This is a genomic window from Sinorhizobium sp. 7-81 (assembly GCF_030124405.1).
GTDB lineage: Bacteria > Pseudomonadota > Alphaproteobacteria > Rhizobiales > Rhizobiaceae > Sinorhizobium > Sinorhizobium psoraleae.
On record NZ_JASKLT010000002.1, the window covers coordinates 44,851 to 63,656 of the forward strand.

General features: G+C 62.6%; 14 protein-coding genes. 10 read left to right on the forward strand and 4 right to left on the reverse strand.

Going from position 1 to position 18,806, the window contains the following annotated elements:
- The first annotated feature begins 6 nt into the window (after positions 1–6).
- Positions 7–1,032 carry an ABC transporter permease gene (locus QN224_RS07495; protein ID WP_173511581.1) on the forward strand — a complete coding sequence of 342 codons (1,026 nt, stop codon included), beginning with the start codon at positions 7–9 and terminating at the stop codon, positions 1,030–1,032.
- Positions 1,033–1,641: 609 nt separating this feature from the next.
- On the opposite strand, the gene QN224_RS07500 is transcribed toward QN224_RS07495, so the two are convergent.
- Positions 1,642–2,673 carry a LacI family DNA-binding transcriptional regulator gene (locus QN224_RS07500; RefSeq protein WP_283976144.1) on the reverse strand — a complete coding sequence of 344 codons (1,032 nt, stop codon included), beginning with the start codon at positions 2,671–2,673 and terminating at the stop codon, positions 1,642–1,644.
- Positions 2,674–2,839: 166 nt separating this feature from the next.
- Here QN224_RS07500 and QN224_RS07505 point away from each other — a divergent pair, with 166 nt between their 5' ends.
- The 3 genes from QN224_RS07505 to QN224_RS07515 all read left to right on the forward strand — a co-directional run bounded on the left by QN224_RS07505 (position 2,840) and on the right by QN224_RS07515 (position 6,474).
- On the forward strand, positions 2,840–4,366 hold the full coding sequence (locus tag QN224_RS07505; RefSeq protein WP_283976145.1) for a sugar ABC transporter ATP-binding protein: 1,527 nt from the start codon (positions 2,840–2,842) through the stop codon (positions 4,364–4,366).
- Positions 4,367–4,445: 79 nt separating this feature from the next.
- Positions 4,446–5,456 carry an ABC transporter permease gene (locus tag QN224_RS07510; RefSeq protein WP_283976146.1) on the forward strand — a complete coding sequence of 337 codons (1,011 nt, stop codon included), beginning with the start codon at positions 4,446–4,448 and terminating at the stop codon, positions 5,454–5,456.
- 67 nt (positions 5,457–5,523) lie between these two features.
- On the forward strand, positions 5,524–6,474 hold the full coding sequence (locus QN224_RS07515) for a substrate-binding domain-containing protein (protein ID WP_283976147.1): 951 nt from the start codon (positions 5,524–5,526) through the stop codon (positions 6,472–6,474).
- A gap of 473 nt (positions 6,475–6,947) precedes the next feature.
- On the opposite strand, the gene QN224_RS07520 is transcribed toward QN224_RS07515, so the two are convergent.
- The gene (locus tag QN224_RS07520) at positions 6,948–8,330 is read right to left on the reverse strand and encodes a sensor histidine kinase (RefSeq protein ID WP_283976148.1); all 1,383 of its coding nucleotides are present in this window, start codon (positions 8,328–8,330) and stop codon (positions 6,948–6,950) included.
- Positions 8,327–9,004, reverse strand: a complete 678-nt coding sequence (locus tag QN224_RS07525) for a response regulator transcription factor (protein WP_283976149.1) — start codon at positions 9,002–9,004, stop codon at positions 8,327–8,329. The genes QN224_RS07520 and QN224_RS07525 overlap by 4 nt, the downstream gene beginning before the upstream one ends.
- 178 nt (positions 9,005–9,182) lie before the next feature.
- On the opposite strand from QN224_RS07525, the gene QN224_RS07530 reads away from it, so the two are divergent.
- The 5 genes from QN224_RS07530 to QN224_RS07550 all read left to right on the forward strand — a co-directional run bounded on the left by QN224_RS07530 (position 9,183) and on the right by QN224_RS07550 (position 14,031).
- Positions 9,183–10,250 carry an ABC transporter substrate-binding protein gene (locus tag QN224_RS07530; protein ID WP_173511588.1) on the forward strand — a complete coding sequence of 356 codons (1,068 nt, stop codon included), beginning with the start codon at positions 9,183–9,185 and terminating at the stop codon, positions 10,248–10,250.
- Positions 10,251–10,576: 326 nt separating this feature from the next.
- Positions 10,577–11,521 (forward strand): tripartite tricarboxylate transporter substrate binding protein, encoded by a 945-nt coding sequence (locus QN224_RS07535; RefSeq protein ID WP_283976150.1) that lies wholly within the window; start codon positions 10,577–10,579, stop codon positions 11,519–11,521.
- On the forward strand, positions 11,518–12,012 hold the full coding sequence (locus QN224_RS07540) for a tripartite tricarboxylate transporter TctB family protein (RefSeq protein WP_173511590.1): 495 nt from the start codon (positions 11,518–11,520) through the stop codon (positions 12,010–12,012). Before QN224_RS07535 ends, QN224_RS07540 begins: the two co-directional genes overlap by 4 nt.
- Positions 12,013–12,026: 14 nt before the next feature.
- Positions 12,027–13,544, forward strand: coding sequence for a tripartite tricarboxylate transporter permease (locus QN224_RS07545; RefSeq protein ID WP_283976151.1), 1,518 nt, complete (start codon positions 12,027–12,029; stop codon positions 13,542–13,544).
- Positions 13,545–13,860: 316 nt separating this feature from the next.
- Positions 13,861–14,031, forward strand: coding sequence for a hypothetical protein (locus QN224_RS07550; protein WP_173511592.1), 171 nt, complete (start codon positions 13,861–13,863; stop codon positions 14,029–14,031).
- 54 nt (positions 14,032–14,085) lie between these two features.
- Here the strand turns inward: QN224_RS07550 and QN224_RS07555 are convergent, their stop codons facing one another.
- On the reverse strand, positions 14,086–17,679 hold the full coding sequence (locus QN224_RS07555) for a FecR domain-containing protein (protein ID WP_283976152.1): 3,594 nt from the start codon (positions 17,677–17,679) through the stop codon (positions 14,086–14,088).
- Positions 17,680–17,914: 235 nt separating this feature from the next.
- Between QN224_RS07555 and QN224_RS07560 the strand changes: the two genes are divergently transcribed.
- On the forward strand, positions 17,915–18,688 hold the full coding sequence (locus QN224_RS07560; protein WP_283976153.1) for a TIGR01458 family HAD-type hydrolase: 774 nt from the start codon (positions 17,915–17,917) through the stop codon (positions 18,686–18,688).
- Positions 18,689–18,806 lie beyond the last annotated feature (118 nt).

An 18,806-nucleotide genomic window follows, 5' to 3' on the forward strand; every position in this document is an offset into this window, starting at 1 on the left:
AAGAAAATGGATACCAATGTCGCCGCACATGGCACGAGTTCGACCCTTGTGAGGTCGAGGCGGCGCGTGCCACCTGAATTCAACATCTTCCTGGTGCTCCTCGGGATTGCCCTTGTCTACGAAGTTCTCGGCTGGATCTTCGTCGGCCAGAGCTTCCTGATGAACTCCCAGCGACTGACGATCATGATCCTGCAGGTCTCGGTTATCGGCATCATTGCCGTCGGCGTGACGCAGGTGATCATCACCGGCGGTATCGACCTTTCATCAGGATCGGTCGTCGGCATGACCGCGATGATCTCGGCAAGCGTCGCGCAGGCGTCTACCTGGCCACGCGCGCTCTACCCCTCGCTCACCGACCTTCCGGCCATCGTGCCGATCGGTCTTGGCGTCGGCATCGGCCTGATCGCCGGCTATATCAACGGGCAGCTGATCGCGAAAACCAAGATCCCGCCCTTCATCGCCACGCTCGGCATGATGGTCTCTGCCCGCGGCATCTCGAAGTGGTACACCAAGGGCCAGCCGGTCTCCGGTCTCACCGAACAGTTCAATTTCATCGGTACGGGCATCTGGCCGGTTATCGTCTTCCTGGTCGTCGCGCTGATTTTCCACATCGCGCTCCGCTACACCCGCTACGGCAAGTTCACCTATGCGATCGGCGCCAATGTGCAGGCTGCGCGCGTATCCGGCATCAATGTCGAAGCGCATCTGATCAAGGTCTATGCCATCGCCGGCATGCTGGCGGGCCTCGCAGGTGTCGTCACCGCAGCACGCGCGCAGACGGCGCAGGCCGGCATGGGCGTCATGTATGAACTCGACGCCATCGCTGCGACCGTCATCGGCGGTACGTCGCTGACCGGCGGTGTCGGCCGCGTCACGGGTACCGTGATCGGCACGGTGATCCTCGGGGTCATGACCTCCGGGTTCACCTTCCTGAGGGTCGACGCTTACTATCAGGAGATCGTCAAGGGCATAATCATCGTCGCAGCCGTAGTCGTCGACGTGTATCGCCAGAAGGCCAGAAAAAAGACTTAATATCGAAGAAGAAGACTTGTCCTCCCAGTGAAGTGACTGGCCGGACCGGCGAAAGCCGTTCCGGTCTTTTCTTTTCTGTATTGCGAGGCGATGGAAGACTTGCCCGTGGTTCGACTTATGCTTGCCCTGCAATGCAGCCCCTTGGACTCCGCTCTGGTGAAAGCATCGCCGATACACTACACCCCCAACTATCCAAAACTGTCGGAGATTTATCATGTTGTCGCAGCGCAAGCTTGCGAGCCAGTTCCAGCCGCGTTTCGTTCTTCAGCTTTGGAACGCGATGCTTCGGGTCCAGACCCGCGAAACAGCTTCCCTCTTTGCCTCCCGCGGCCGCTAACGCGTAACGCCCGTTTCTTCCCTCATCCTCCAGCGCGCCTTATCAGACGCGCTGGGGGGATGACCAATGCGGCCTGCCGTGAGCTTACCAACGACGTGGGGGACCTCGACGTCGAGCCGCTTTCAGGTGCAGGAGTTTGTCCACGCGGGCAAGCACGCCGCTGAGGCCCGGGATGAGACGAAGTGTGAGAGAGGGCCTTTTCCCAAAAGGAGGAGCGCCTCGTGATGCCCTCATTGAGGGAGGGGCGGCTAGCGAGGCCGCCTCGGCTTTCCCTATCTTTCCGTCCATCTCCGCGAGGGCGAGGCGACCGAATTGCGGACAATCAGATCCGGCCTCAAGAGGATTTCCATCTCGGCGGGCTGCCCGTCGGAAAGAAGCTCCAACAGAAGCGCCATGGCGTGTTTGCCGATCAGCGTGCGCGGCTGGCGGATCGTCGTCAGCGCCGGCGTCATGAACGTCGCCTGCGGCACGTCGTCGAAACCGGTGACGGAAAAATCACGGGGTATGTCATAACCGCGCGCCTTTAGCCCAATCATGACGCCAAGCGCCGTCTGATCGTTGACACACATGAACGCGGTCGGGAGCGTGTCGCGCACGAAGAGCCGCTCGACAGCAGCTCTGCCGCTCTCGAGCGTGCCATCGCCCTCCTGGATAAGGCGAAGCTCCGCCGGCACGCCCGCTGCGTCGAGCCCCGCATCGTAGCCCGCCCGTCGCCTCTTGTAGGCGAGCCGGGTGCGGGAATCCCCGATAAAGGCGATCTTGCGGTGCCCCTCGGCGATCAGCAGATCGACCACCTTGCGGGCACCCTCCACATCATCGACACCCACATAGGGTATGCCGCCGTTGAAGACGGGCTCGAAGATGCCGACGCTCGGCGGCAATCGCGCCGTCATGGTCTCGTGGCCGAATGGCAGTATGCCGGTAAAAAGTATCAGGCCCGCCGCCTGGTTGGAGTTGAGGAACTTCAAATATTCGAGCGCCCGCTGCGCGTCGTTCTGCGTATGGCCGATCAGCACGCCATAACCATGCGACCGCGCCTCGTTTTCCAGTCCAACGAGAATGCTCGAAAAATTGGGATCGCCGATATCCGGGGCGACGACCAGAATCATGTTCGACCGGCCGAGCCTGAGGCTGCGCGCCATGGCGTTGGTGGTATAGCCGGTGATTGCAATCGCCTGATTGACCTTCAGACGCGTCGACGTGGCGACCTTCTCCGGCGTGTGGATTGCCCGCGATACCGTCGCGATCGAAACCTCGGCGATCCGGGCGACGTCTTCGATGGTTGCGGGCGTGGAATCCGACACTGCGCTCTGCCTTGCGTCTCGTCTGGGCGGGACACTACACACACCGCCGGCAACGTCAAAGGCTGCCGGGTAAAATTCTGTGCATGCCCTTATGTAAACCTTTACATCGCGAGTGTAAAGGTTTACATAGCCCGATAAGCGGATGGGAGCCGCAAGGGGGAAATCAATGAATCCGGAGACCGTCGACGCCGCGCCCGTGGTGCTGGAGGCGCGTCGCATCAGCAAGTCGTTCAGCGGCGTGCAGGTGCTCTTCAGCGTTAATTTCGAGCTTCGCGCCGGCGAGATCCATGCTTTGATGGGCGAGAACGGCGCCGGCAAGTCGACGCTCGTCAAAATACTCTCGGGCTTCGAGCAGCCGTCCTCGGGTGAAATATTGCTCGATGGACAACCGGTGAAGCTCCCCGAAAATGGCGCCGCCGAGGCGCTCGGCATTGTCATCATCCACCAGGAATTCAATCTCGCAGAACATCTGACGGTTGCGGAAAGCCTGTTTTTGGGCCGGGAAGTAACGCGGCTCGGCGTACTGGATCGCAAATATATGCGCGCGGAAACGCGCCGCGTTCTCGACCTCCTCGGCTGTCGAGTAGACGCGAATGCGCTGATCGGCAGTCTTTCGATCGCTGAAAAGCAGATGGTGGAGATTGCCAAGGCTATCAGCCGCGACGCGCGGGTCGTCTTCATGGACGAACCGACGGCCGTTCTCTCCCGCGAGGAGACCAATTTCCTCTTCCGCCAGGTGCGCAAGCTGCGTGATAAGGGCACGAGCTTCGTCTTCGTGTCGCACAAGCTCGACGAGGTCATTGAGCTGACCGATCGGGTGACGGTATTGCGCGATGGGCAGTGGGTGAAAACCGCCCCGACCTCGATGCTCGATGGGGAATCGATCGCCCAGCTCATGGTCGGCCGCGAGATGTCGAGTCTCTATCCTACCAAAACCGAGCCGGACGTTGACGAAGAAGTCGTGCTGCGCGTGGACTCGATCTCGACCGACTACGTCAAGGACGCCAGTTTCGAGGTGCGCAAGGGCGAGATCCTCGGTTTTTCCGGCATGATCGGTTCCGGACGAACCGAACTGATGGAGGCGGTTGCGGGCCTTCGACCGCGGCTATCGGGAGAGGTGACGATCCGTGGCGAATCCGTTCCCTCGGGCGACGTGCACGCGGCCAACCGATGCGGCCTCGCCTATATGACCAAGGACCGCAAAGGGAAGGGTCTGCTCCTGAATTCCGGCATGACGGCAAACCTGACCTTGCAATCGCTCGATCAGCACACCAGCCTCGGTTATCTCAACCCGACGAGCGAGGCCGCCGCCCTCGAAAAGGCCCGTCGCCGCTTCGATATCCGCGTGCGCGACGGCAATGTGGTCGCCAGACGCATGTCTGGCGGCAACCAGCAAAAGCTCCTGCTCGCCAAGGTGATGGAAACCGAGCCGGATATCATCATCATCGACGAGCCGACGCGCGGCATCGACGTCGGCACCAAGCAGCAGATCTATCACTTCATCTCGGCGCTGGCGCGCGATGGCCGCTCGATCATCGTCGTTTCCTCGGAAATGCCGGAGGTCATCGGGCTTTGCACGCGGGTCGCCGTGATGCGCGAGGGACGCATCGTCGGCATGCTCGAAGGCGACGAGATCTCCGAGCAGGAGATCATGCGCTATGCCGCGGGACTGAAGAGGATGGCTGCGGCCTGACCGCCGACGCCGGCGACAACAAGGCAGTCACAGGAAAAGGAATTCCCCCGAGCTTTCGGGGCGGGAGGTTGGTCTGGACATGAGCGCGAACGAGGAAACCATCCAAAGCACAATTCACCGCCGCACCTGGCGAGACGTCGATTTGAGGGCCGTGGCGCCGTTTGCTGCGCTCGCGCTGCTGTTGGTCGTCGGCGCGATTGTCAACCCCAACTTCATCGGCCTCAACAATCTCGCCAATGTCGCCACCCGCAGCGCCTTCATTGCCATCATTGCGGTCGGCGCAACCTTCGTCATCTCGGCAGGCGACCTCGATCTTTCCGTCGGCTCGATGGTAGCCTTCGTGGCGAGCCTTATGATCCTGTTCATGAATTCCGGCGTCATAGCCGATCCGGCGCTGATGCTGACGGCCGCAGTCGTCTTCGCAGTCGCGGCGGGCGCGGCCTGCGGCCTCGCCAACGGGCTGATCACCACCGTCGGCCGGATCGAGCCTTTTATCGCTACGCTGGGTACGATGGGTATCTATCGCGGCCTCACCACCTGGCTTTCGCAGGGCGGCGCGATCACGCTTCGCGAGCCGCAAATCCAGGAGCTCTATCGCCCCGCTTATTTCGGCAGCATTCTCGGCGTGCCGCTGCCGATCGCGATCATTCTCGCGGTCACCGCCGTCGCCGCCTTCATCCTTTACCGCACCCGCTATGGCAGGCACGTGGTCGCCGTCGGCTCCAACAGCGACGTCGCCCGCTATTCCGGCATCTCCGTCAATCGGGTGCGCACCATCGCCTTCGTGATCCAGGGCCTCTGCGTGGCGATTGCCGTGCTGCTCTACGTGCCGCGCCTCGGTTCCACCTCGGCGACGACCGGCATCCTCTGGGAGCTGCAGGCCATCACCGCCGTCGTCGTCGGCGGCACGGCTCTCAAAGGCGGCGCGGGCCGCGTCTGGGGCACGATCTGCGGTGCCTTTATCCTCGAATTGGTCGGCAACATCATGCTCCTGTCGAACTTCATCAGCGAATACCTGATCGGCGCGATGCAAGGTGCGATCATCATCATCGCGATGCTCGTCCAGCGCTCGCTGGTACGCAAATCGTGACAAAGCCGGATCCTGAGTGATCCGGCGACATCAGCTAAGACCTTGATCCATTGGGAGGAAAGAAAACATGCGAAAGGGTTTAATGGGCATTGCCGCCGTCGCGATGATGGCACTGACAGGCGTGGCCCACGCGGAGGAAAAGAAGGTCACGATCGGCGTCTCGATCCCTGCGGCCGACCATGGCTGGACCGCCGGTGTCGTGTTCCACGCGGAACGCGTCGCGAAAACGCTCATGGAGCAGCATCCTGGTCTCAACGTCATCGTCAAGACCTCGCCGGATCCGGCGAGCCAGGCAAACGCGGTGCAGGATCTCGAAACCCAGGGCATTGACGCGCTGGTGATCCTGCCGACCGATCCCGATCCGCTGGTCAACGCCATCAAGGAAGTCAAGGGCAAGGGCACGTTTGTCGCGCTCGTCGACCGCGCGCCCTCGGTCAACGACAACAGCGTGCGTGACCTCTATGTCGCCGGCAACAATCCGGCGCTCGGCCAGGTCGCCGGCGAATACATCAAGGCCACGACGCCGGAAGCCAAGGTCGTCGTCATCCGCGGCCTGCCTATCCCGATCGACCAGCAGCGCCAGGACGGCTTCGACCAGGGCATCGCCGGCTCGAAAGTCGAAATCCTCGACCGCCAATACGGCAACTGGAACCGCGACGACGCCTTCAAGGTGATGCAGGACTATCTGACCAAATATCCGCAGATCGACGTCGTCTGGTGCCAGGATGACGACATGGCCGTCGGCGTCCTGCAGGCGATCGAGCAGGCCAAGCGCACCGACATTCAGTATGTCGTTGCCGGCGCCGGTTCGAAGGATATGATCAAGAAGGTCATGGACGGCGACAAGATGATCCCGGTCGACGTGCTCTACCCGCCGGCAATGGTGGGCACCGCGCTTGAAATGACGGTCGCCAACTTCTACGGACAGGTTCCGGTTCGCGGCACCTACACGATCGACGCGACACTGGTCACCAAGGACAATGCGAAGGACTTCTATTTCCCCGATTCGCCGTTCTGATCGGACGCATCGGCGATAGCCTTGCCTCGACCTGCCCGCGCGTTGCCGGGCAGGTCATTTGTTTTCGGAGGTGCATCGGGCCGATTCCTGATCGGACCCGCTCTGAACAACAGTGCAAATAGCATCTTTACTCAGCCCAGAGCTGCCCCCCTCTGTCCTGCCGGGCATCTCCCCCACAAGGGGGGAGATCGGCACGAAGCAGGGTCCGCCTGCTCAACCCACTTCCGGTTGGATTCGACGAAGGTGGACCTGGACGTCAAGTTCGGCAGCTCCTCGCGGCCCTGACGTCGGACATGCAACTGCTTTGGGTATGATTTCCCTGTGCTCCTTGAGAGCACTTACGGCCTTGAGGCTGCGCAAGGCCGCGCGCCGAGCCGATCTCCCCCCTTGTGGGGGAGATGACCGGCAGGGCAGAGGGGGTGCAGCGCCAAGCGAACGGGAAAACCCGCTTGCCGGCTATCGAAGTCTCACCCTCACCCCGCCGCCGGGAAAGCCACCACCGCCTTCAATCCGCGCCCGCCCTCGCCGTCCTCCAGACGCATCGTTCCGCCGTAAAGCGTGGCGATCTCCTCAACGATCGGTAGACCGAGCCCTGTGCCGGGCGCCTCGTCGCCGCCGCGCCGGAAACGCTTGAGCACCGCTTCACGCAGTTCCGGCCGGATTCCCGGGCCGTTATCCTCGACTTCAAGGACGACAGCGTCGTTGCGCCTGTCGACACGCACCGTGACCTCGGCGCCCCGTCCGGCATAGAGGAGCGCATTGCCGATCAGGTTCTTCAGAAGCTCGCCGACGAGCAGCGGCTGGGCGCGGATCCAATGTTCGCCGTCGCCGGCAAAACCGAGGTCGATTCCGGCTTCGCCGGCCACCGGCACATGCTCGGCCGTGATTGCGCGGGCGAGCCCCACGAGCTCTATGCGCTCCGAACCGCGCGCCTCCTCCCTCGCCGCCGCATCGATCTTTGCCATCAGCAGCAATTGCGCAAGAATGCGTTCGGCATCGGCGACTGCTTCATCTGCCTTGCGCGCAGCCATCCGCGTTGCTTCGATCGTACCTGCTCTCTGGGCAAGTGCCAGCTGCGTGCGGATGATCGCGAGCGGCGTTCTCAACTGATGGCTGGCATTGCCAGTAAAATGGCGCAGCGCGTCGAGCGCCGACTGCAGGCGCACCATGAAGGAGTTTACGGTGTCGACGAGCCCCTGAACCTCGCTCGGCACCCGCTCGCCGATCGGATGCAGATCGTCGGGACTGCGCTCGGCGATGGCGTCGCCGAGCCGATAGAGCGGCCTCAGCGAAAAGGTGACGGCGATCCAGACGATCACCGCCGCGCCAGCGATCATAAGGCCCAAACGCAGGGCGGAGCGCAGAAGGATCGTCTGCGTCAATTGTCGCCTGGCGATCGTCGTTTCGGCAACCGTCACCACAAAGGGAACGGAATTGACACCCGTCGAAGCGGAACGCCGGAGCGCCGCGATGCGGATCGGCTCGCCGCGGAAGACGGCATCGCCGAACACCGTCGACTGGTCCTGAGCTTCCGTGAGCGACGGCAGGGTCTGGTAACCGGTAATGAATTGGCCTGGCGGCCCGTCCACCCGGTAGAAGACCCGATCCTGTGCCGCGGACGTCAACATCTCCAGCGCGACATAGGGAATATCGACCTGAAGTGAGCCGTCCTCGGCGACGACGACACGTTCCGCGATTGCGAGCGCCGAACCGGCAAGCACACGGTCCGAAACGACATTCGCCGTCTTGACCGCCTCACGGTAGGTGTCGGTCAGCGCCACCACGCCGATCACGGCGGTGGAAATCAAAAGCCAGCCGAGCAGCCTGCGCCGCAGTGAATAGACGACCGTCCTCATTCGGGGCTGGCCGTCTTGTCGAGATAATATCCGATGCCGCGTGCGGTACGCACCGTCAGGCCATAGGGTGCCAAGCGCTTGCGGAGCCGGCTCACATATTGCTCGATCGCATTCGGGCTGAGATCGTCATCGAGGCCGGTGAGCGACTGGACGATCGCCTCCTTGGCAACGACCTTGCCGGCGCGCATGAACAGAAGTTCGAGCAGGCCGAGCTCGCGGGCGGGAATCTCGATCGGCCCGCCGGCGGAGGAGAAACTGCGCGAGGTCAGATCCAGCGAGACATTGCCATAGCTGACGACGGAGGCGCGCAATCCCGCCTGGCGGCGCAACAGCACCCGCACCCGCGCCTCGAACTCTCCGATGTCGAAAGGCTTGATCATGTAATCGTCGGCGCCGAGATCGAGACCTTTCACCCGTTCCTCCGGCGTGCCGCGCGCCGTCAGGATCAGCACCGCCGCCCGGTTCTGCCGCGCCCGCATGGCCCGCAGCACGTCGAGCCCATCCATCTCCGGCAAATTCAAGTCGAGGATCACCAGATCGAAGCTTTCCGCAGCGGCAACAGCATGCGCCGAGGCGCCGTCGCTGACGACGTCGACCGCATAACCGCTTCCGCGCAGGATCGCCGATAGGCCCTCTGCCAGGGCCTGGTTGTCTTCAACAAGCAAGATTCGCAATTGTCGCTCTCCCCCGATCACTTTATCGACCGCAGGCTTGCTTGTGAACGGCAGACGGCTACTGCATACTTCCTTAAATCGAATTGATCTAAGGAGAAAATCATGCAGCGCTTCAAGCCGTTACAGCGACGTTTGCGCGCCTGAACTGACGCGCGGCGCTGTAGGGCATTGTGGAATTATGCGATACCTGATTTCCCTGCTTTTTTGCCTCTTTCTCCCCGGGTTGGCGCTCTCGGCGCCGGTGTTTTTTCCCGCCGTTTCCGGGGACGCCGCGGCCCCCATCCTCGTCGTCTATTCCTCGCTGGACGAGCCGCTGGCGCGGCCGATGATCGTCGGTTTCCAGAAGGCCAATCCGGACGTGGCGGTGCGCTACGAGGACATGCTGACGGGCGAGATCTACGACCGGATCGTCAAGGAGACGGATGGCGGCCAGAAGACGGCCGACTTTGCCTTCTCCTCGGCGATGGACCTGCAGGTCAAGCTCAGCAACGACGGCTATGCGCAGCGCAGCGACCTGCCAATGAGCGGCCGCTGGCCGGCCTGGGCGAACTGGCGCAACACGGCCTATGCGCTGACCTTCGAGCCGGCGGTCTTCGTCTATCACAAGCCGAGCTTCGCAACCGAGCCGCCGCCGGCAACACGCGCGGAATTCGTCGACTATCTGAAGCGTCAGGGCAGCGCCGTCTTCGGCCGTATCGGCACCTATGATATCGAACGCTCCGGCGTCGGCTTCCTCTTCATGTCGCGCGACCAGGAGCAGTTCGGCGACATCTGGAGCGTCATCCAGGCCATGGGGGCGGCGGGCGTAAAGCTCTATTCGACCAGCCAGGCGATCGTCGAACGGGTTGCCGACGGCCGCTTCGTGCTCGGCTACAATATCCTCGGATCCTATGCAGCCGACTGGGCCTCGCGCCATCCCGATGTCGGCATCGTCCTTCCAAAGGACTACACGGTGGTGATGTCGCGCATCGGGCTCGTGCCGCAGGCGGCCGCCTCCCCCGATCTCGGCCGCCGCTACCTCGAATTCTTCATGTCGAAGGAAGGCCAGACGATCATGGCGCGCGAACTGCAGATCCCGGCGGTAAGCCCGGATGTCGCGGGGGAGAACACCGCCAACACCATGCAGGAGATGCTGGGCGGCCAATTGCGCCCCGTTCCGGTCAGCCCGGGATTGATGGTCTATCTCGACCAGGTCAAGCGTGCCCGCCTGATCGCGCGCTGGAACGAGGTGCTGCGGCTACACTGACTCTCGCCTGCAGCGTGCGGTTTCCCAGCAACACAAGGTCGCTGTAGCTCTTTGAATTGCTGCGTGAAATCGGCTCCGGTTCAAGGAAACATGCAATAGCAAAACAACCCATTTACGCAATGCCGACTTGATGTCAGGTTAATGTCAGCTTTCTATGGTGGCTTAGGGATCGCTGATGATCCGTGGAGGCGGGCCGTCAGCAGCGCATCGGGAGGAAATCACCACCACGGTCAGCGGCTGGCGCGCAAAAGCCGGTCACGTGCTTCTCCCGTACGCGACGATAATCAACGCACGCGCGATTGAACGCGCCCTACGGAGGACCGACCTTGAAACACTTCTTCCTGGCATCCATTCTCGCCGGCGCCCTGGCGCTTCCGGCATACGCCGCCGACTACACGATCATCGCGCCGGCCAATCCCGGCGGCGGCTGGGACCAGACGGCCCGGTCGCTGCAGACCGTCATGCAGCAGGAAGGCATTTCCGGCAATGTCCAGGTGCAGAACGTTCCCGGCGCCGGCGGCACGATCGGGCTCGCCCAGTTCGCCAGCCAGCAGAAGGGCAACCCGAATGCACTCCTCGTCGGCGGCTATGTCATGGTGGGGGCCATCCTTACCAACAAATCGCCGGTGACCCTCAAGGACGTGACGCCGATCGCACGGCTGACGGGCGAATACGAAGCGATCGTCGTTCCGGCCGCTTCCGAAATCAAGACGATGGCCGACCTCGTCGCGGCGCTGAAGAAGGATCCGGGCGCGGTTTCCTGGGCTGGCGGCTCTGCCGGCGGCACCGACCACATCGCCGTCGGGCTGATTGCCAAGGCTGCCGGCGTCGATCCGACGAAGATCAACTACATCGCCTATTCCGGCGGTGGAGAGGCGCTCGCCGCCATTCTCGGCAGCCAGGTGACGGCCGGCATTTCCGGCTACGGCGAATTCGAATCGCAAGTGAAAGCCGGCACACTCCGACTGATCGCCGTTTCGAGCGCCGAGCGTCTTCCAGGGATCGACGCGCCGACGCTGAAGGAATCGGGCGTCGACGTCGTGGTCGAAAACTGGCGCATGGTCGCGGCTGCCCCTGGCCTTACCGACGAGCAGAAGGCAGCCGTTTCCGCCGACATCGAAAAGCTCGCCAAGTCCGCCGGCTGGCAGGAAGTGTTGAAGACGAAGGGCTGGCAGGACACCTATCTCGCCGGCGACGCCTTCAACGAGCAGCTCGCAAAGGACATTTCCGCAACCGAAACCGTCCTCAAGGACATCGGGCTGGTCAAATGAACAAGGGGAATCACCCTTCCGTCGAAACGCGCCGCCCCGACAGGGCGGCGCTCATTATCGCCGCGGTTCTGGCTGCCATCGGCGGCCTGATCTTCTGGGATGTTTCGCGCCTTAGCGGGCTTGCCGGCTATTCGCAGGTCGGCCCCACCACGGTTCCCTATGCGATCGCCTGCTGTCTCGTCGGGCTCGCCGTCTGGACCGCTGTCGAAGCTGTGAGAGGCGACTTCGGTCATGAGCGGGAGAAACAGGAGTTCGGCCCGGTTTTCTGGATCGTCGGCGGCCTTGCCGCCCAGATGCTGCTGCTCAACACGCTCGGCTTTTCGATCGCAACCGGCATTCTCTTTGCGATGACGGCGCGCGGTTTCGGCAAGCGCATGCTCTGGCTGACCGTGCCGGTCGGCATCGTCTTCAGCTTCATCGTGTGGGTGATCTTCGCCAAGCTCCTGCAATTGTCGCTGCCCGCAGGGCCGCTTGAACGCCTGTTCTTCTGAGGGGGCCGCCGACCATGGGTACTTTTGACTTCCTGCTGCAGGGCCTGCTGGTTGCCGTCCAGCCGATGAACCTCGTCTATGCGCTGATCGGTGTGACGCTCGGCACCGCCGTCGGCGTCCTCCCCGGCATCGGTCCGGCCTTGACCGTGGCTCTGCTGCTGCCCGTCACCTACAAGCTCGATCCGGCCGGCTCGCTCATCATGTTTGCCGGCATCTACTACGGCGGCATGTATGGCGGATCGACCACTTCGATCCTGCTTAACACCCCCGGTGAAAGCTCGTCGATCGTCACTGCGCTCGAGGGCAACAAGATGGCGCGCGCCGGACGCGGCGGCCCGGCATTGGCGACCGCTGCGATCGGCTCGTTCGTCGCCGGTCTCATCGCGACGCTGGCGCTGGCGTTCATCGCGCCCTATATCGTCAAGCTCGCACTCGTCTTCGGCCCGCGCGAATATTTCGCGCTGATGGTACTTGCCTTCGTCACGGTTTCCTCAGCCTTCGGAGACTCGACGCTTCGCGGCCTCACCTCCCTCTTCGTCGGCCTGACACTCGCCTGCATCGGCATCGACCAGTTGACCGGCCAGACGCGCCTTTCCTTTGGGGTACCCGACCTCCTCGACGGCATCGAGGTAACCACGCTCGCCGTCGCCATGTTCGCAATCGGCGAGACGCTTTATATCGCAGCGCAGGGCGATCGTGGCCCGGACAAGGTCGAGGCCGTCAAGGGCTCGGTCTGGATGAGCGCAATGGACTGGGCCCGCTCATGGAAGCCCTGGCTTCGCGGCACCGCAATCGGCTTTCCGATCGGCGCGATGCCGGCCGGCGGCGCCGAAATCGGCACCTTCCTCTCCTACGCGGCCGAGAAGCGCCTGACCAAGCACCCGGAAGAGTTCGGCAATGGAGCGATCGAAGGCGTCGCCGGACCGGAAGCGGCCAACAATGCTTCCGCCGCCGGTACCCTGGTGCCGCTGCTCACCCTCGGCCTGCCGACGACGGCGACGGCGGCGATCATGCTGGCGGGCTTCCAGCAATACGGCCTTCAGCCCGGACCGTTATTGTTTGCCACCAACCCGCAACTCGTCTGGGGTCTGATCGCGAGCCTTCTCATTGCCAACTTCATGCTGCTCGTCCTGAACCTGCCGCTGATCGGCCTCTGGGTGAGACTCCTGACCATCCCGAAGCCGTGGCTTTATGCGGGCATCCTGCTGTTCGCGACGCTCGGCACGATCGGCGCCAACCCGTCGGTGTTCGAGCTCGGCATGCTGCTCGCCTTCGGCCTGCTCGGCTACGTTATGCGCGTCTTCGGCTATCCGATCGCCCCGGTCGTCGTCGGCCTCATCCTCGGGCCGCTCGCCGAGCAACAACTGCGCCGGGCGCTTTCGATCAGCCAGGGCGACATGACTGTGCTCTTCACCTCGCCGATCGCGGCAGTGCTTCTGGTCATCGCCGCCCTCGCCCTTATCGTGCCGCTCATCCTGAGAGCTCGCGGGCGCGGCCAGATGCTTGCGCAACTCGCCGCCAGCGAGGACTGACCCCTTTCGCCTCCTACAGCGCCTTGCGCCTTTTCAGACGCACGGCGCTGTAGGACTTTGAATCACTGCATCCGTGCGTCCTTAAATCACTCCGATTTAAGGACGCATGCAGTCGACGATTCATGGGGCGGGAAGAGGAAGGGCAGCCCCTTCCCGCTAAAATTACTTCCTGTTGCAATCCCTAAGTCCGGTTGGCCGGGGGAAGCCTGGGCTTGCTTGTGTTGCATGGCTGGGGTGAGGTTTTGTGCATTGCAAAAACACCCGGTCAAGCCCATCTTTTGCTCATCGAATAGAAAATGAAAAAGCGAGCAAAGAGATGATTGCCACCAGCAAGAACCGCATGGGTTTCATTGGCCGCGCCTTCGCCGTCCTGAGCGCTGCGAACGCTGCTGCCGCCGCCGTCGAAGGCCACCGCCGTCCGAATGCGCGCGACCTGCGCACCCTCGGCATCGATCCGGCAAATTTCCCGGACATCCGTCGCGGCTAACGACACGCGCCGGCCGACACAAGTACGACCTTGGAGCGGTCTCAATCGAGACCGCTAAAATTTTGCCCTGACGGAGCCGAGGACCGTGCGGCCTGGGCCGGGAATACCGAAAGCCAGTTCGAAGTCATTGTCGAACGCGTTCAGCAACTGCAGACCAAGCTCCAGATGTCCGCTTGCAGATTCCCAACTGATCGCGGCATCGGTGATCGTGTATGACTCCAAGTCGATGCCGAAGGGTGCGCCGACTCGCTCCCCAACATATGTCTGCGCTACCGTCGCCTTGACGCGCGAGGGATGTACGACCGTCAGCCCCACTTGCGCGCGATAATCCGGCACGAGCGGCACTTCGAATTCTCCCCCGCCTCCAGGTGTCAGGTCGACACTATGGTTCCAAGTGAACGACCCAAAGGCACCGATGCCCTCGCCAATCCAGTAATTGCCGTTGACATGGACACGATCGATTTCACCGGTCGTCGTGTCGAAGCTGCCGAGCAATTCCGGAACGTCCAGAGACAGGCCGTCAAAACGCTGATGCTGGTACTCGACCGAGGTGAACAATCGCTCGGACCATTCGGCTTCCCAACGCAACGCGGCCGTTTTCGCGCTGCCCCCGATGAACAAGGGCAGATCAAGAGGCGTCAGCCCGACGGTCGAGACCGGGGCAAGCGTGTAGCTCGATGAAAACTGCGTGTCTTCGCGATAGAACGCGCGGAGCCAGTGATTTTCCACCGGCGACCACGCGACGCCGATGCGCGGATCGACGCAGGGACAGTCGTCGGTGACATCCTCCAACCAATTCACATAAACGCCGCCCTGAAACTCGAGATCTTCCGACACGTCCCATGTGATGTCGGTGTAGCCGCGCGTTGCGTTGCCTTTGTCGGAAAATCCATCAACGAAGAACACGCCCCCCGTGAGCAGATCCGTATAGATTGCGGAATCGCGCGTATGGAATCGGCCGGTCTCTGCACCATAGCGAAACGTAACAGGTCCGATTCCGTATAGATGGCTGACGCCGACCGTTGCGGTTTGCTCTTCCGTTTCTTGCTCGACGCGATACGGGCCGATATCGTCGATCAGATCGAGACTCTGGTGCACGTCCCTGTCGCCGATGACGCCGAATGCCTGCAGAAGATTGCGCTCGCCGAACGTGTGGCTCCAGCCGATCCCGAGGTTGGAGAAACGAGTTTCTCTCGTGTCGAACGGCGTCGGCAACCACGTCTGCCCCGGAAAACCAGTGTCGAGGTCGACCATATCGCCGAACAGGTAGACGTTGTCCTCCAAGGTCGGATGTATGCCGACAGCGAAAGTTGCGCCGGTGATGTCATCCCGATCATTCGTGCGCGGACTGTCGGGCCGCAGTGCCTCAGCCTGCAGATAGTAGCTGATCGGCAGCGGCGCGTAGCTCGTGCCCTGCACGAGGACATCGCTCTTCCAGCCAAGCTCGCCCTCCTGCCAGATCAAGCCGCCCCCGATGGCCGCTTCGAAAAAGCTCGTTCGTTCGAGTGAATTGCGGATCGTCGGCGACGCAACCGCGAGCGGATCAAGCAGAAGCGCCTGCAGGTTGGAGGACAGGGTAGAACTTCCCGCCTGCGTGCGCTCACTTGGGGAGAGCAAAGGTGCAAATCCCTCGAAGGGACTGATCCGGCCGGCCGCAGCCTCATCGAGATAGGTGGTCGATCTGAACGGATCGTAGGAACGATCCGCGTAGTACTGGCTCCATTCGTTCAGGCCGACATTGTCGAGCGCGATTCCCAGAAAGGAGGAAACCTGTCGGTTGGCATCGTAACCGTTATAGTAGCCGCCGCGGGCTTGGCGGCGGCGCAGGGCCTCGCGGGCCTCCACAATCGCTTGATCGGCACGGTACTGGTCAAGGGCGATGCCGGAGCGGATCAGGGAGATCGACGGATTGTCCGGATCGAATCTATCCGCATTGTCGAGCGCCTGGGCCGCCTCCTCTTCCGCCCCTAGCTGATAGCTGCCGATCGCCAGGCCTATGAGGCTGTCGCCGTAGGTCGGGTTGACAGCGGAGGCTTCCAGAAGCGTCTTCTCGCCTTCCTCGGTCTTGCCGATCCGCAAGAGATAACGGCCCTTGGCGGCCAGAACCGCGTAAGAACGAGGATCCAGCGCTTCCGCCTTGTCGATCTCGACCTTTGCCGCCGCGACCTGGTCGTTATCCATCAGGAAGCGCGCGTAGTTTGCGTGGAGCGCCGCGTTTTCCGGGTCCAGCACGATCGCGCGGCGATGGGCGGTATCCGCTTCTATGATCGCGTTGCGGTCGCTTTGCACGATGCCAATCTCGTTCCAGGCGGCATCGTCGCCGGGTGCAAGCTCTGTCGCGCGCTTCAGGTCCGCGAGGGCGCCATCGAGATCGCTGGAAACGGTCGCGCGGAAGCGTGCGTTTACAAGGAGATAGGCTGGCTCCTCCGGATCGATCGTTTTGGCGCGGGCAAGAGCCTCCCTCACCTCGTCGCGACGGTCGAGCTGAAAAGCAAGATCGGCCCGCATCGCCGGCAGCCGCGCATCGTTCGGGAAGCGCTCTTCGGCCGCCTTCAGGATGTTGATCGCTTCCGCCTGTCCAAGCACGTGGGCAGCGGCGGTGGCCCGTGCCATCGCCGCGACCGGATCATCGGCATAGGCGTTTTCTGCCGGTGGGGGCGGCGTCTCGCGATCCGGATGGGCCAAGGCGTTTGCGAACCATCGACCGAAGACGGCGGCCGCCCGGCGATCGCGCGGCAGATGCGGCAGAGCGGCGGCAAACAAGCGGCTTGCCTCGGTGTAACGCAGCTCCTGTCCCGCGATCATCGCTTCGACAAGCTTCGCCCGCGCCTCCAAGCCAGCCGGCAGGGGCCGGCGGAGATACGCAAGCGCGTCCTTTGCGGCCGCGCGCCCGTCGCTCGAAAGCAATGCTTCAGCAAGCGCAACCCAATCCTCGCTGCTTCGCGCTGCGGGCGCGATAGCCAAAATGGCATCACGCCGTGCGCGCGTCTCACGACCACCCATCCCAGTTACGGGCAACGTGGCAAAGGTTCCGCGCAGTTCGGTGTAGAGGAGGACCTGCTCGCGCTCCTCCAGATTGACGAGGATGTATTTGCGCGGCGCCTGCCCAATTGCCGCAAACGCGCCCTCGCCCTGATTGACCGTCACCGACCCTTGGGCGTTCTTGAGCTCCACGCTGCCTTCAAGCACGGAGAGAGTCGTGTCGCCATTGCCGGTTACCCGGAGCGTCCAGTCTGTGCCGCGAATGGCTGCCGCCGCTGCGGGCGTCTCGATGGTCAGACCGCTGCCGCCGCGCTTGGCCCGGGCCCAGATGACGCCGGATTGAAGGCTGAGCTGGCTGTCGGAGTCCTGGCCTATCTTCTTGACGAGCAGCACTGTGTTGCGGCCCATGCGCATCTGCGTGTCATCGGCGAACAGAAGCGCAAGGCTACCGGTTGCATTGGTGCGCAGGACATCGCCGGCCAGCAGGTCCTGGCTGACCTCGACCGTGCGCCAGGCATCTATTTCGATGAAGCGGATCTCCTCGCCGGATTTGCGCGCAATGACCGAGCCTTCCGGTGACGATGCGCGCGGAAAGACCTCGGCTGCCGACGGCAGCACGCTTCCCAGCACCGCGAATGCGGCAACGGCGAATTTTAGCTTGCGCATGATGACTTTGTCTGCTGATCCCCGCGCGCAATATGCGTGCAAACAGGAACCGAAGTCAATTTCTGGTGGGCTGCAATGCCACAAGAAAATACCGATCGAGAAAACGGGCGGATAGCGGTCGTAATCTTCGAATTTTCCGCTGCTGCACGACAATGCGCAGGCCCGTCCCTGCCCGGCGGGCGACAGCGCAACTTACAGAACTTGACCAGCAACGCCTCCGTGTCATGCTGCTGCGATGATCAGCGGTGTGCTCTTGGATCTTGCCGGCGTCGTCTATGACGGCGAGGAGGCCGTGCCTGGCGCAATGGAGGCAGTTCTGCGTCTGCGCGATGTCGGCCTTCCCATCCGCTTCGTCAGCAACACCACCCGCTCGACCAAGCCAGCCGTCATTAAACGCCTTACGCGGTTGGGACTTGTTGTGACGGCAGATGAAGTCTTCACGCCGGCTGAGGCGGCTCGTCGATGGCTTGCCAGCCACGGCCGATCGCCGCATCTACTGGTCCATCCCAATCTCGTGCCGGAATTCGACGATCTGGCAGACGATCTGCCCAAAGCCGTCGTCGTCGGCGATGCGGGCGAAGCTTTCGATTATCGAACACTGAACGCGGCGTTTCGACAGTTGGTCGCCGGCGCGGAATTGCTGGCGCTGGCGCCGAACCGGACGTTCAAAGATTCGGATGGAAAACTCAGCCTTGATGCTGGAGCATTCGTGACCGCGCTGGAATTCGCCAGCCAGAAAAGCGCGATTGTCCTCGGGAAGCCTTCGCCGTCGTTCTTCCGCGCTGCGCTCGCGACGATCGATTGTCCGGATGCACGAGCCGCAATGGTGGGCGATGACGCCGAAACAGATGTCGCTGGGGCGCTGCAGGCGGGCGTGGCGCACGCCCTGCTGGTGCGCACCGGCAAGTACCGCGAAGGCGACGAGAAGCGGTTCGAGCCGGCGCCAACCGCGACGGTCCGCGATATTTCAGCCGCCGTCGACTGGATCATTTCCGCAAGTGCGGGGTAAAAGCGCACCGCTCCCGGTCCGCACCGCGCGATCGAGTTTCTGCTATCAATCCGCATGAGAAAGGCGACAAGACTCCAGGACCTGTTCGGTGCAGCGGAGTCGATCGCCCGCGGATGAA